The sequence below is a fragment of the Nocardioides ginsengisoli genome (genome assembly GCF_039537225.1).
In the GTDB taxonomy this organism is placed as follows: Bacteria; Actinomycetota; Actinomycetes; order Propionibacteriales; family Nocardioidaceae; genus Nocardioides; species Nocardioides ginsengisoli.
In genome coordinates this window covers 112,692-126,337 of the sequence record NZ_BAABAC010000013.1, presented here as the reverse complement: position 1 = coordinate 126,337, position 13,646 = coordinate 112,692, and the positions used below count along the sequence as shown (strand labels likewise).

General features: G+C 74.1%; 12 protein-coding genes and 1 tRNA gene. 5 read left to right on the top strand and 8 right to left on the bottom strand.

Annotated elements, in window-relative coordinates:
* The first annotated feature begins 12 nt into the window (after positions 1–12).
* A complete protein-coding gene (locus AB4880_RS07085) occupies positions 13–474 on the top strand; it encodes a hypothetical protein (RefSeq protein ID WP_367918512.1) in 462 nt (153 codons plus the stop codon).
* On the opposite strand, the gene AB4880_RS07080 is transcribed toward AB4880_RS07085, so the two are convergent.
* Entirely contained in the window at positions 446–913 is a 468-nt protein-coding gene (locus AB4880_RS07080) for an SRPBCC domain-containing protein (protein ID WP_367918511.1), read from the bottom strand. The two genes, AB4880_RS07085 and AB4880_RS07080, sit on opposite strands and share 29 nt — an antisense overlap.
* Positions 914–942: 29 nt before the next feature.
* Between AB4880_RS07080 and AB4880_RS07075 the strand changes: the two genes are divergently transcribed.
* Positions 943–1,980 (top strand): maleylacetate reductase, encoded by a 1,038-nt coding sequence (locus AB4880_RS07075; RefSeq protein ID WP_367918510.1) that lies wholly within the window; start codon positions 943–945, stop codon positions 1,978–1,980.
* 1 nt (position 1,981) lies between these two features.
* On the opposite strand, the gene AB4880_RS07070 is transcribed toward AB4880_RS07075, so the two are convergent.
* Positions 1,982–2,740 (bottom strand): lytic transglycosylase domain-containing protein, encoded by a 759-nt coding sequence (locus tag AB4880_RS07070; protein ID WP_367918509.1) that lies wholly within the window; start codon positions 2,738–2,740, stop codon positions 1,982–1,984.
* A 30-nt stretch (positions 2,741–2,770) separates the two neighbouring features.
* A complete protein-coding gene (locus AB4880_RS07065) occupies positions 2,771–3,262 on the bottom strand; it encodes a YajQ family cyclic di-GMP-binding protein (protein WP_367918508.1) in 492 nt (163 codons plus the stop codon).
* A gap of 117 nt (positions 3,263–3,379) precedes the next feature.
* Here AB4880_RS07065 and AB4880_RS07060 point away from each other — a divergent pair.
* Positions 3,380–3,461 (top strand) — tRNA-Tyr (locus tag AB4880_RS07060).
* 199 nt (positions 3,462–3,660) lie between these two features.
* Here AB4880_RS07060 and AB4880_RS07055 read toward each other — a convergent pair.
* A complete protein-coding gene (locus AB4880_RS07055) occupies positions 3,661–5,031 on the bottom strand; it encodes an FAD-binding oxidoreductase (protein WP_367918507.1) in 1,371 nt (456 codons plus the stop codon).
* 136 nt (positions 5,032–5,167) lie between these two features.
* On the opposite strand from AB4880_RS07055, the gene AB4880_RS07050 reads away from it, so the two are divergent.
* Positions 5,168–6,295, top strand: a complete 1,128-nt coding sequence (locus AB4880_RS07050) for a response regulator transcription factor (protein ID WP_367918506.1) — start codon at positions 5,168–5,170, stop codon at positions 6,293–6,295.
* Positions 6,295–7,449: a helix-turn-helix domain-containing protein gene (locus AB4880_RS07045; RefSeq protein ID WP_367918505.1), complete on the top strand. Its 1,155-nt coding sequence runs from the start codon at positions 6,295–6,297 to the stop codon at positions 7,447–7,449. The genes AB4880_RS07050 and AB4880_RS07045 overlap by 1 nt, the downstream gene beginning before the upstream one ends.
* Here AB4880_RS07045 and AB4880_RS07040 read toward each other — a convergent pair.
* From AB4880_RS07040 to AB4880_RS07025, 4 genes are read right to left on the bottom strand one after another with little or no spacing between them, the layout of a single operon-like run.
* Positions 7,433–8,467, bottom strand: a complete 1,035-nt coding sequence (locus AB4880_RS07040; RefSeq protein WP_367918504.1) for an ABC transporter ATP-binding protein — start codon at positions 8,465–8,467, stop codon at positions 7,433–7,435. The two genes, AB4880_RS07045 and AB4880_RS07040, sit on opposite strands and share 17 nt — an antisense overlap.
* Before the next feature lie 2 nt (positions 8,468–8,469).
* Positions 8,470–9,981, bottom strand: coding sequence for an ABC transporter permease (locus AB4880_RS07035; protein WP_367918503.1), 1,512 nt, complete (start codon positions 9,979–9,981; stop codon positions 8,470–8,472).
* 41 nt (positions 9,982–10,022) lie between these two features.
* Positions 10,023–11,036, bottom strand: coding sequence for an iron ABC transporter substrate-binding protein (locus AB4880_RS07030; RefSeq protein ID WP_367918502.1), 1,014 nt, complete (start codon positions 11,034–11,036; stop codon positions 10,023–10,025).
* A complete protein-coding gene (locus AB4880_RS07025; RefSeq protein ID WP_367918501.1) occupies positions 11,033–13,621 on the bottom strand; it encodes an AMP-binding protein in 2,589 nt (862 codons plus the stop codon). Before AB4880_RS07025 ends, AB4880_RS07030 begins: the two co-directional genes overlap by 4 nt.
* Between the last annotated feature and the right edge of the window lie 25 nt (positions 13,622–13,646).

The following is a 13,646-nucleotide window of genomic DNA, read 5'->3' as shown; positions in this document are numbered from 1 at the left end:
TAGTCTGGACAGGTGAGCTATCTCCGGGCGACGCGGGTTCTGTGCTGGCTGCTCGGGATCGCGGTGCTGGTGTCGGTCGTCCACTACGTCGACAACTACGTCAACTACGACGACTACCCCGTGCCGGGTCCCGACGCGGCCGTGCCGGCGCCGTCCGCGACCCTGGTGGCGGTCGGCTGGTTCGTGTTCACCGCGTTCGGGGCGGCGGGGCTGCTGCTGTGGTTCCGCCGGCACATCACGTCGGCCGCGATCGCGCTGACCGGCTACTCGCTGTCGGGATTGATCGGCATCGGCCACTACCTCGTGCCGGGCGCCACCGGCATGGTCTGGTGGCGGCAGGCGCACGTGGTGCTCGACATCGTGTGCGGGGCGGCGGTGTTCGGGTTCGCGCTGTGGGCGGCGAAGAACTCCGACGAGCTGATCCCGCCGGGCGCAAAGCCGCCGGCTAAGCCCCCTGCTCGGCCCTCCGCTTGAGTCCCTCCGCGTGCCGGCGGAAGCCGTCGGCGACGCGCCCCGGGCCGGCGAGGCGGACCAGCGGTCCGCTGAACTCCTCGACCGTCGCGTACGTCGTCGGCCCGCCCGGCTGCTGGGTCAGCCGCTGGTGCCGCACCCCGCGGACCAGGCCGAACTTGGCCGGCAGCCCCTCGTAGACGTACGACATCACGGCGGACGTCGTCCCCGTCGCGGGATCGGTGGTGGGTCCGTCGAGGGCGGTGATCCGCTCGGGGGAGCGGGTCCGCCGGCCGTCGGCCCACACCACGTGGAGCGTGATCGGGTTGCCGACGGCGGCCGGCTGGGCGGTCTCGGCGCGCTCGACGAAGGGGTTCCACTCGCCGTAGCGCTCGGTGTCGAGCATGACCTGCCACACGGTGGCGAGGGGCGCGTCGATCTCGATCTGTGCCGCGGGGTTCATGGCCGCATCATGGCCGATACGGTCGGGGCATGGTGGTCGTCCACGAGACAACGTCCTCCCGCGTGGTGCTCGGCGCCGGCGCCCGGCACGCCGTGCCGGAGGAGCTGGAGCGGCTCGGTGGCGCCCGCACGCTCGTCGTCGCGACCGGCTCCGCGCGGGCGGCGGGCGACGAGCTGGTCGCGGCGCTGGGGGAGCGCGCGGTCGGGCGCTTCGACGGCGCGGTGGTGCACACGCCGGTCGCCGTGACCGCGACGGCGCTCGAGCTCGCGCGCGCCGGGGCGGCCGACTCGGTGGTCACCATCGGCGGCGGGTCCGCGGTGGGGCTCGGGAAGGCGCTCGTCGCGCGCACCGGGCTGCTGCACCTCACCGTCCCGACGACGTACGCCGGCTCGGAGGTGACGCCGGTCCTCGGCGAGACCGAGGGCGGCGTCAAGCAGACCCGGCGCGATCCCGGCCTGCTGCCGCGCACGGTCGTCTACGACGTCGAGCTCACCCTCGGCATGCCCGTCGGGCTGACCCTGACCAGCGCGGTCAACGCGCTCGCCCACGCGGTCGAGGCGCTGTGGGCGCAGACGTCGACCGCGGTGAGCGACGCGCTGGCGACCGAGTCGGCGCGGCTGATCCTCGGCGGGCTGCCGGCGGTGCTGGCCGCGCCCCGCGACGTCGACGCGCGCGCGACCCTGCAGCAGGGCGCCTGGCTCGCGGGGACCTGCCTCGCCGGCGTCCCGATGGGCCTGCACCACCAGCTCGCGCACGCCCTCGGCGGCACCTTCGACCTGCCGCACGCCGAGCTGCACACGCTGCTGCTGGCGCACGTCACGCGATACAACCTGCCGTTCGCGCCGGCGGCGGCCGAGCGGCTGGCCGCGATCACGGGGAGCGACGACCCGGCGGCGGTCATCGGCGCGCTCGCGGCGTCGTACGACGGGCCGCGGCGGCTGCGCGACCTCGGCGTGCCGGCCGACGGCCTGGCGAGTGTCGCGGAGCGGGTGGCCGCGACGCCGTACCCGAACCCGGCGCCGGTCACGGTCGACGCGGTGCTCGAGGTCGTGCGGGCCGCCTGGTAGGTCAGCCCGCCTCGGCGGCGTAGCGGTTGGCGAGGCCGGCGATGTCGGCGACGTAGGCGTCGGAATGGTTGAAGCTGAAGACCGCGCGCCGCCAGGTGTCGGGGTCGGCGAGGTCGCCGGCGTGGCAGAGGTAGCGGCCGGCGGCGAGCGCCGCGTCGTCGATCTGGTTGGGGTCGGCGATCCCGTCGCCATTGCCGTCGGCGCCCCACGTCTCCCAGGTCGACGGGATGAACTGGAGCGGCCCGATCGCGCGGTCCCACGTCGCGTCACCGTCGAGGACCCCGCCGTCGGAGTCGTGGACGGCGCCGAACGCCCCGCCGTCGAGCACCGGCCCCAGGATCTCGGGCCGCGGCACCCCGTCGTCGCCGAGGACCGCCCCGCCGACGCTGCCGTGGCGCGACTCGACGCCGCCGATCGCGGCCAGGCTGTTCCACGCCACCCGGCAGCCGGGCTGCTCGGCCGCGACCCGCAGGTGGGCCCGGGCGTAGGCCGCGAGCGCGCGCGGCGGGATCGCGGTCGCCGCCGAGACCCGGGCGAGCCAGGCGTCGTCGGGGCGGTAGGGATCGCGCGGCTCCCGGGCGACCGGCCGGGCGGGCGCGGCGCCCGTGATGGCGGGCGCCTCGGCCTGCGGGCCCGGCGGCGGCGTACGGCGGGCAGGCCCGCCGACGTCGTACGCGAACGCCACCCCGACCCCGATCACGAGCGCGATCGTCACGACGACCAGCCCGACGGCGGCGCCGAGGTGGTGGCGATCGGTCACGGGGGTGGTGCGGTCAGCAGGATCGGTCGGTCAGCGGTAGTTGGTGAACTGCACCGCGAAGTCGTAGTCCTGCGCGCGCACCAGCGCCTGCACGGCCTGGAGGTCGTCGCGCTTCTTGGACGACACGCGGAGCTCGTCGCCCTGGACCTGCGCCTTGACGCCCTTGGGGCCCTCGTCGCGGATCAGCTTGGAGATCTTCTTCGCGTCCTCGGAGGTGATGCCCTCCTTGAGCGTGATGCTGATCTTCGACAGCTGACCGGACTGGCGCGGCTCAGAGGAGTCGAGGATCTTCAGCGACTGGTTGCGCTTGATCAGCTTGTCCTGGAAGACGCTCAGGACGGCGTTGGCGCGCTCGTCGGCGGACGCGCTGATCTCGATCGCGTGCTCGCCCTTCCACTCGATCGTGGCGCCCGTCCCCTTGAAGTCGAAGCGGGTCGAGATCTCGCGCGCGGTCTGGCCGAGAGCGTTGTCGACCTCCTGGCGGTCGATCTTGCTGACGATGTCGAAGGAGGAGTCGGCCATGGGTTCACCTGCGCTGTTTTCGGTCGGGCGGGGCTGCTGCGCTATTGTTTCGCGTCGTCGCCGACACACCAACTCAGGCCCTCCTGCGAGGGGCTGGGAAGCGGTCGATGACAGCCCGGCAGGTTGCCCGAGCGGCCAAAGGGAGCTGACTGTAAATCAGCCGGCATAGCCTACGCTGGTTCGAATCCAGCACCTGCCACGGCAAGTGAACGAGCCCGGCCCCCCCGAGGGGGTCGGGCTCGGCTGCTTTTTCGGGTGCGGACGCCGGTGGGCGCCTCACCCAAGCGTGACCCGCCCCGCCGCCCCATCCCGTCGCGGGAGGCGAGACATCGACGGGCGGGCCCGGGCCCCCACAGCCCGGGCCCGCCCGTACGACGCGAGCGCGAGGACGGCGTCCGTCAGAGGCCGTGCCCCGCGACGAACACCCGCGACGGGTCCATCTCGTCGCGCACCCGGCACAGCCGGACCCAGTCCTCGCCGTCGTAGAACCGGCTGCTGTCGACTCGGTTCTCGGTGAACGTCGGCACCAGGCTCGGCCGCGACCACGCGGCGAGCGAGCGGACGACGGAGAAGGCGGCGGCGCGCCCCGCGACGGCGGCCTGGGGGGTCGGGGCCATCGCGGCGCAGAACAGCGCGTACTCGCCGGGGAGGTGCGACAGCGCGCCGCCGCCGGCCGCCGGAGCGGCCAAAGCGCCGCCGAGGTGGCGCAGCTCGGCGAACATCAGCCCGCTCCGCGTGCCTGGGCCGACCTGCTCCAGGTAGACCTCGATGCCGGCGGCGTCGAGGGCGCCCAGGACGCTGTGGTCGGCGACGGCCGGGCTCGGGCCGGGCGGGTCCATGTGGACCTGGAGCAGTGCGGCCGACGGGATCCGGCCGAAGGTGTCCATCTCGGGGCCGAGCGCCCGCAGCGGCGCGAGCAGCGCGGTGGCGTCGTCGTCCGACTCGAGGATCGCGCCGTCGATGACGACGATGTCGCGCCCGGACAGGAACGGCGGCAGCTCGGGCAGCGGCGGGAAGGACATCACCCGCAGCGAGGTGGTGGCCGACGCGGGCGCCGTACGGGTCCACTCGACCCAGGCCGGGACGACCTCGGGAGCCCGTTCGCGGTCCCACAGCAGCATGCCGGCGAACACGTCGGCGTAGGGCAGCAGCGCGATCTCGATCGCGACCACGACGCCCAGGTTGCCGCCGCCCCCGCGGACCGCCCAGAACAGCTCAGCGTTCTCCGCGGCCGAGGCGCGCACCAGCGAGCCGTCGGCGGCGACCAGCTCGACCGCGCGGATCGAGTTCGCGGCCACGCCGTGCTCGCGGGCGTAGAAGGAGAGGCCGCCGTTCAGGATGTAGCCGGCGACCGCGACGTCGGCGGCTGAGCCGTGCAGCGCCGTCATCCCGTACGGCGCGGCCGCCTCGACGACGTCCTGCCACAGGGTCCCGCCGACGACGCGCGCGGTGCCGGCCGCGGCGTCGACCGTGACGCCCGTGAGGGCGTGCAGCCGGAGCAGCAGCACGTCGTCCAGCGGCAGCTCGGACAGCAGCGCGGCGCCGTGCCCGCTGCTCTGTGGGGCGATCTTGAGGCCCGCGGCGACGGCGGCCCGGACGACGTCCTGGACCTCCTCGATCGTCCGGGGTACGGCGACCGCGGCGGGCCGCTGGTCGACTGACAGGTTCCACGGGGTGCGGGCGGCGTCGAAGCCGGCGTCGCCGGGCAGGAGCACCTCGCAGCCCGAGTCGAGGCGGGTGAGGAGCGTGGTGTCGGGTGTGGTGGTCATGGCGCAACCCTCGGGGCGCGGCAGGGGCCGCAACCATCCCGAGCGGCCGGGTTGAATCTCGCCGTGAGGTCTGGGATCCGGGCTTCCCCAGAAAACTGGGATACGCAAGGGGTCACCGATCGGCCACACTGCTCTCATGGCCCGAGGACTGACCGCTGAGCGCGTGCGCCAGGACGTCGACGTCGTCGCGCGCGCCGGCCTCGAGCTCGAGACCTTCCTCGAGGAGGCGATGGAGTCCGTGCGGCGCGCCGTCCCGTGGGCGAGCGCCTGCGTCGGCACCCACGACCCCAGCACCCACATGCTCACCAGCGCCCGCAAGTACGGCGAGCTGCGCGGCGAGGACGAGCTCGACCACGAGTTCGCACTGCTGGAGTACGGCATGGTCGAGCCGACCGCCTTCACCGAGCTGGCGCGCACCGGCACCGACGCCGCGGGCGTGCACCTGGTCCACGACGGCGACGTCCGCGCCTCGGCCCGGATGGACCTCTTCATGCGCCCCCACTTCGGCATGGGCGACGAGGCCCGGCTGGCGTTCCGCGACGGCCGTGAGCTGTGGGGCGCGATGGCGATCTTCCGCGACCTGCGCGATGCGCCCTTCGACGCCTCCGAGGTCGACTTCCTCGCCTCGCTCGCGCCGGCCTTCGCCCGCGGCGTCCGGGCGGGCCTGCTGAGCCGGATGGCCGACGTGATCGCGCCGCTGCCGGGCGACGGGCCGGCGGTGATCATCGTCGGCTCCGACAACCAGGTCACCCAGATGACGCCGGCCGCCGAGCGCTGGCTCGCCGACCTCGCCGACAGCCCGACCCACTCCGACCCGGTCTCGCCGATCGCGGCGCTGATCGGCGCGGCCCGCCGCTATGGCCGTGGCGAGACCACGCTGCCGCCCCGCTGCCGGCTCCGTACGGCGTGCGGCATGTGGCTGGTGCTGCAGGCCGGCCCGCTCAGCTCGTTCCGCGACCGCGAGGGCGACGTCGTGGTCACCATCGAGGAGGCCCGGCCGCCGGAGATCGTGGCGCTCGTGGTGGCCGCCTTCGGCCTCACCCCGCGCGAGCGCGACGTCACGCAGTTCGTGCTGCAGGGGGTCGACACCAAGGAGATCGCCGCCCAGCTGCACCTGTCGGCGTACACCGTCCAGGACCACCTCAAGTCGGTCTTCGACAAGGCGGGCGTGCGCTCGCGCCGCGAGCTGATCTCGCGCGTCTACTTCGACCAGTACGTGCCGCGGATGGGCCGCGAGCTGACGCCGTCCGGCTGGTTCGTCTGATGGCCACGACGCTGGTCCGCGAGCGGGTCCGGCAGGACGTCGGCGTGGTCGCGCAGGCGGGCCTCGACCTGGAGTCCTTCTTCGCCGAGGCCGTCGAGTCGGTACGACGCGCGGTGCCGTGGGTGAGCGCGTGCGTCGGCACCCATGACCCGCGGACGCTGATGCTGACGAGCGACCGGAAGTTCGGCGACCTCGACCTGCAGGACGACATGCACGACGACCAGTTCGGGCTGATCGAGTACGGCAGCCCCGAGCCGACGTCCTTCGCCGTCCTGGCCCGGGCGGAGCGGCCGGCGGCGTCCGTGCATCTCGCGACCGGGGGCGACGTCGCCAGCTCGCTGCGGATCCGCGACTACCACCAGCTGCACTTCGGCTACCAGGACGAGGTCCGGCTGATGTTCCGCGAGGGCCACGAGGTCTGGGGCGGGATGGGCCTGATGCGCGGCCCCGACGACCGGCCGTTCGACGAGGTGGAGGTCGACTTCCTGGCCTCGCTCGCGCCGGCGTTCGCGCGCGGGGTCCGGGCCGGCCTGCTCGCGCGGATCGCCGAGACCGCCGACGAGTACGACGACGACCTGGCCGGCCCCGCCGTGGTGATCGTCGGCGCCGACGACTCGATCAGCCAGATCACCGGCCCCGCCCAGCAGCGGCTCGCCGAGCTGGCGGGCGGCGGCGGCCTCGGCGTCAGCCCCGCCGTCCTGACCGGGCTGATCGGCGCGGCCAGGCGCTACGGCCGCGGCGAGACCACCGAGCTGCCCCGCTGCCGGGTCCGCACCCGGCGCGGTCGCTGGCTGGTGCTGCAGGCCGGGCCGCTGAGCGGTCTCGGCGGCCCGGGCACGGGCGGCGGCGACGTCGTGGTGACGATCGAGGAGGCGCGGCCGCCGGAGATCGTCTCGCTCGTGGTCGCCGCGTTCGGGCTGACGCCGCGGGAGCGCGACGTCACCCAGCTGGTGCTCCAGGGCGCCGACACCAAGGCCATCGCGGGCTCGCTGCACCTGTCGGCGTACACCGTGCAGGACCACCTCAAGGCGATCTTCGAGAAGGCCGGCGTGCGCTCGCGGCGCGAGCTGATCGCGCGGATCTACTTCGACCAGTACGTCCCGCGGATGAACGACGAGCTCGCGCCGTCGGGGTGGTTCAGCGCGGGAACGTGATGACGTCGCCGAGCACGGTGACCCGCACCCGGTCACCGGCGCGCGGCACCGAGTCGGCCGGCGTCCGGGCGGCGATCCGCTCGCCCGAGTCGAGGCGGACGCGGATCGTCGCGTCGTGCCCGAAGAAGCTGACGTCGACGACCTCGCCCGGAGTCCCGTCGCCGTCGGCGCGGACCTGCAGCTGCTCGGACCGTACGGCGAACTGCACCGGCCCCGCGGCCGACGCCGGCCGGACGGCGACGCTGCCGAGGGCGCACCGGCCTCGGCCGTCGGCGCCGATCTCGCCGGGCAGCAGGGAGGCGTGGCCGATGAAGGCCGCGATCCGCGGGTCGGCGGGCTCGAGGTAGACCGCGGACGGCGCCGCGACCTGGAGGAACTGGCCCTCCATCATCACCGCGACCTGGTCGGCCAGCGAGAGCGCCTCGCCCTGGTCGTGGGTGACGAGGACGGCGGCCGCGTCGGCCGCCCGCAGCGCCCGGACGACGGCCCGGCCGGTCTCCTCGCGCAGGGACGCGTCGAGCGACGAGAACGGCTCGTCGAGCAGCACCAGCGTCGGTCGCGGCGCCAGCGCGCGGGCGAGGGCGACGCGCTGCTGCTGGCCGCCGGAGAGCTCGTGGGGGTAGCGCTCGGCCAGCGACGGGTCGAGCTCGACCAGCTCGAGCGACGCGGCGACCCGCTTCGCGGCGTCGCGCCGCTCGGCGCGCGGCAGGCCGAAGGCGACATTGCGCGCGACGGTCAGGTGGGGGAAGAGCGCGCCCTCCTGGGGCACGTAGCCGATCCCGCGCTGGCGCGCCGGGACGGTGCGGCGCCCGCCGACGACCTCGGCGCCGGCGACGCTGATCGAGCCGCCGGTCGGCTGCACGAAGCCCGCGACCGCGCGCAGCAGGGTGGTCTTGCCGCAGCCGGACGACCCGAGGATCGAGGTCACACCGCCGGGCACGGTGAGGTCGACGCCGCGCAGCACCGGGTTGCGGCCGTAGCCGGCTTCCAGTCCGCGGATCTCCAGGGCGTCCGTCATCGTCAGCGGCTCCTCGTGCTCAGTCGGGCCAGCAGCCAGGTCGAGGGTACGGACAGCACGATCAGGGCCAGCGCGTAGGGGGCCGCGGCGCCGTACTCGACGGAGGAGGCGTCGGACCAGAACTTCGTGGCCAGGGTGTCGGTGCCGATCGGCGCCAGCAGCAGGGTCGCGGTCAGCTCGGTCGAGACGGCGAGCGCGACGAGCGACGCGGCGGCCGCCAGACCGGGGACGACGAGCGGCAGGGTCACCCGCCGCGCGACCTCGGGGCCGGAGCAGCCGAGGCTGCGCGCGACCTCCTCGAGCCCGGGTGGGACCAGCTCGAAGGTCGAGCGCACGCTCACCACGGCGCGCGGCAGGAAGAGGATCAGGTAGCCGGCGATCAGCAGCGCCAGGGTCTGGTAGAGCGAGGGCACCACGCGGATCGAGACGGTCACCAGCGCCAGCGCGATCACGATGCCCGGCATCGCGCTCGCGGTGTAGACGCTGCGCTCGATGGCGGTCGTGATCCAGCTGCGGTGGCGGACCGCCAGCCACACCACCGGTACGGCGGCCGCGGTCGCGGTCAGCCCGCCCAGGACGGCGAACAGCAGCGTGTTCGACCCGGCGCCGGCGAGCTCGCCGAGGTCGATGCCGGTCGAGGTGCCGCGGACCAGCCAGCGCACCAGCGCCGCGACCGGCACGCCCAGCGACCAGACGGTCAGCAGCACGAGCGCCAGGAGGACGGCGGGCGTGCGGCGACCGAGCCGGACCGGCGGGATCTCGCGGCTGGCCCCGGCGCCGACCCGCGCCCGCTGCCGGCGTCCGCGCAGCAACAGCTCGAGGCCGAGCAGGAGCAGGCAGAAGACGACCAGCACCAGTGCGAGGAGGGTCGCGGAGGGGCCGTTGAACACGGTGGCGTACTGCTGCAGGATCGCTGTCGTCAGCGTCGGGTAGTTGAGCAGCTGGAGCGCGCCGTACTCGGCGAGCAGGTGGAGGCCGACGAGCAGCGCGCCGCCGAGCACTGCCGGGCTGATCGCCGGCAGCGTCACCCGGAGGAAGACCTGCCACGGGCCCTTGCCGAGCGCGGTCGCGACCTCCTCGACCGCCGGGTCGAGGCGGCGCAGCGCGGCGACGGTGGGCAGGTAGACGAGCGGGAAGTAGGACAGCGCGACCACCATCACCGCGCCGGGGAACGACTGCACCGCGTGGGTGGTCGACACCCAGCCCCAGCCGTTGACGAACGCCGGTACGGCGAGCGGCGCGCACATCAGGCCGTGCCACCAGCCGCGGCCCGGCAGGTCGGTGCGCTCGATCACCCATGCGCCCGCGACGCCGACGACGACGCTGAGCAGCACGCCGGCGACGAGCAGCCGGACCGTGTTCCAGAGCAGCTCGCCGATCCGCGGGCGCCACAGGAAGTCGGCCGCCTGGCCGGCGCCGAGGTCGGCCGTCGTCCACAGGACGTAGCCGAGCGGCACGAGGGTCAGGGCCGCGATCGCGAGCCCGAGCAGCACCAACGCCGGCGCGGCGCCCATCGTACGGGGCCGCGCCGGCGGTCGGAGTGGAGTGCTGACGGTCAGAGGAAACCCACAGCGGTCATCAGGTCGACGACCTTCTTGGCGTCGAGGTCGGAGACGTTGACGTTCGGCGGCTGCAGCTCGCTGAACTTCATCTGCACGCCCTCGAGCTGGACCTTCGGGTTGAGCGGGTACTCGAGCGCATAGCTGTCGGCGAGGATCTGCTGGCCCTTCTCGCCCACGAGGAAGGCGATGAACTTGCGGGCCTCGTCCTTCATGTCGCTGGACTTGAGGATGCCGGCGCCGGAGACGCTGACGAAGGCGCCCGGGTCGCCGCCCTTGAAGTAGTACTGGGCGCTGTGGTCGGAGACGTCGCCGTTCTCCTTGCGGTCGCGCTCCCAGTAGTAGTGGTAGACGATGCCGACCTGGACCTGGCCGGAGTTGACCGCCTCGAGGACCAGGTTGTTGCCGTCGTAGACCTTGCCGTTGGCCTTGAGGCCCTCGAGCCACGCCTTGGCGGCGGCCTCGCCCTTGAGGTCGATCATGGCGGCGACGATCGCCTGGAAGTCGGCGCCGGTGGGGGAGAAGGCGATCCGGCCCTTCCACGCGGGCTTGGCCAGGTCGAGGATCGACGCGGGCAGGTCGGTCGGCTTCACCTGGTCGGTGTTGTAGACGAGGGTGGTGGAGCGGGCGACGAAGCCGGTCCAGAGGTCGCTGCGCGGGCGGTACGGCGCCGGGATCGGCGCGACCAGGCTCGCGGGCAGCTTGTCGAAGAGGCCGGCGGCCTCCACCTGCGACATGGCCGGGGAGTTCTCGGTGAGGAAGACGTCGGCGGGCGACGCCTTGCCCTCCTGGACGATCTGGTTGGACAGGGTCAGGTCCTGGCCGTTGCGCAGCTCGACCTTGATGCCGGTCTCCTTGGTGAACTCCGGCGCGATCTCCTTGAGCAGCTGCTCGTGCTGGGCGTTGTAGACCACCAGCGTCGGCTCGTTGCTGCCGCAGGCGGCGAGCATCGGCGCGAGCAGGGTGGCGGCGGCGATGCCGAGCCCGGCGCGGAGGAGGTGCTTCTTCATCGGGATTCCTGTCGGTGGTCGTGGTTCGGAGTGTAGTGAGGTTCGGCTTGCCTCACTGCGCGGCTGCCACTGCGTGGGAGCCGCGCGAGCCGGACCTGGACGGCGGCCGGGACCAGCTCGGCGACCCGCCAGGTGAGGACGCCGACCGCGATCGAGGCGAGCAGGCCGCCGAGCGGCCAGCGGTTCTCGAGGTGCGGGTAGATCTGCCAGTGGGTGAGGTAGATGAACAGCGAGGCGCTGGCGAGCGTCCCCGTCACGCCGACGAGCGCCCGCGGCCAGGGCACGCTCGGCAGCCAGACCAGCGCGGTCACGCCGGCCATGACGATCAGGTCGCGCTGGGTGTCGCCGGTGAAGCCCCACGCGCCGACGAGGAGCAGCGCGGTGACGAGCAGCCGCTGGCCGTGGGTGCGGGCGACGGCGGCCGCCCAGCCGCCGAGGAAGAGCCACATCACGAAGGCCGAGGAGTGGATGACGTCGCCGTCGTAGGACGTGGCGGTGGCCCAGAACCGCGGCGCCAGGGCCACCGCGGTGAGCCCCGCGGCGAGCGGGAACCGGTGGCGCCGCTCGAGGGCCATCACCCACGGGATCGCGGTCAGCAGGCCGGCGCCGACGGCGGCGATGACGCAGACCTCGACGAACCAGTAGTACCAGTCGGGCTCGGACCAGTGATGGGTGCCGAGCAGGTCGTTGAGCAGGAACACGCTGCGCCAGCCGGGGGCGCCGGTGATCAGCGCGACGCTGCCGATCCACAGGATCGAGGGGACGGCGATCCGGGCGGCGGCGCGGGCGACGCGTCGCAGCCGCTCGCGGGGGCCCTCGTCGGCGAGGTGGAAGCGGGCGAAGTTGGCGCCGGCGACGGCGAGCAGCACGTGGGCGCCGCCGACCAGGACCCACAGGTTGGTGTGCGAGCCGACGATGAGGACGATGGCGACCGCGCGCAGCACGATCGTGGTGTCGACGCGGGCCCAGGCCCGCCTGCGGGGAGCGTCGGCGCCGGCCGGGTCGAGGCGGGCCGCGAGCTCGGCGACGGTGTGGTTCTGCCAGTCGGAGGGGAGGCGGCCGATCCGGCTCTCGAGGCGCAGCGACAGCTCGACGTACGACAGGGAGTCGCCGCCGAGGGCGACGAAGGTGGCGTCGGGGGAGACGTGCTCGCGGCCGAGGATCCGGGCGTAGAGCCGCGCGATCGACGCCTGGGGGGAGCCGGGGTCGGGTGCCGGGACGCTCTCGAGCCGCGCGACGGCCTGCTGGTCGAGCTTGCCGTTGGGGAGCCGCGGCAGGTCGGCGACCGGGACGACGCGGACCGCGTGGGCGGGCAGTCCGGTGTCGGCGACGGTGGCCGTCGCGACGTCGGCGAGGTGAGCGGCGTCGGGGCTGCCGGGGACGGCGACCACGAGGTGTCGCCCGTCGACGGACTCGGCGCACGCGGCGTCGTACCCGGCGAGGCCGAGCAGGGTCTGGACCCGGTCGAGGTCGATCCGCTGGCCGAACAGCTTGGCGAAGCGGGAGCGGCGGCCGACGATCTCGACCAGCCCCTCGGGGGTGGTCCGGGCCAGGTCGCCGGTGCGGAGCTCGTCGAGCTCGGCGCCGCGGGCCAGGTCGGCGGGCGACTCGGCGTAGCCCATCATCACGTTGGGTCCGCGGTAGACGAGCTCGCCGACGCCCGGCGCGGCGCCCGCGACCTTGTCGATGCGCAGGCTGCCGCCGGGGACCGCGACGCCGACCGTGCCCGGGTGCGCTGCGGCGAGCTCGGGCGGCAGGTAGGCCATCCGCGCGGTCGCCTCGGTCTGGCCGTACATGACGACCAGCTCCCAGCCCTCGCGCGCACCCTGCTCGGCCAGCGCGCGGACCCGGTCGGGCGCGAGCCGCCCGCCGGCCTGGGTGACCTGGCGCAGCGTCGGCAGTGCGGGCCACCCGGCGGCGCCGAGCAGGTCGAAGGTGTAGGGGACCCCCGCGAAGGAGGTCACGCCCTGCCGCCGCGCGTGCGCCCACAGCGCCGGGTCGGTGACCGAGCGGTCGTCGAGGACCAGCGAGGCGCCGGCCGCCAGGTGGCTGTGGAGAACCGAGAGGCCGTAGCAGTAGTCGAAGGGGAGCGTGGTCAGCGCGACGTCGTCCTCGCGCAGGCGCAGGTACGACGCGATGGCCGTCGCGTTCGCGTCGAGGCTCGCCGCCGACAGCCGGACCAGCTTGGGCGACCCGGTCGACCCGGACGTGCTGAGCAGCAGCCGCAGGTCGGGGTGGAGTGAGGGCGCGGGCGCGCCGGTCGGGCGCCAGCCGCCGGGCGTGCGGGTGACCGAGACGCCGTACGCGCGGGCGAGGCCGTCGTCGTCGGTGAGCAGGGTGGCGTGGCCGCCGGTGAACGCGGCGAGCCAGGCGACGACGAAGTCGGTGGTCGGGGCCGGTGAGATCCGGACCAGCTGGGCGTCGCCGATGGCGGCCAGCTCGGCGCGGGCGGTGGCCACGCGGCGGTCGAGCTCGGCGTAGGTGAGTGTGCCGGACGTCGTACGGAGGGCGGGGCGGTCGCCGTGGCGCGCGAGGTCGTCGGCGATGCCCGCCGCGACCCGGAGCGTGCCGTAGTCCCCCCTCATGGAGAGAAGACTAAAGCAAGGCTGT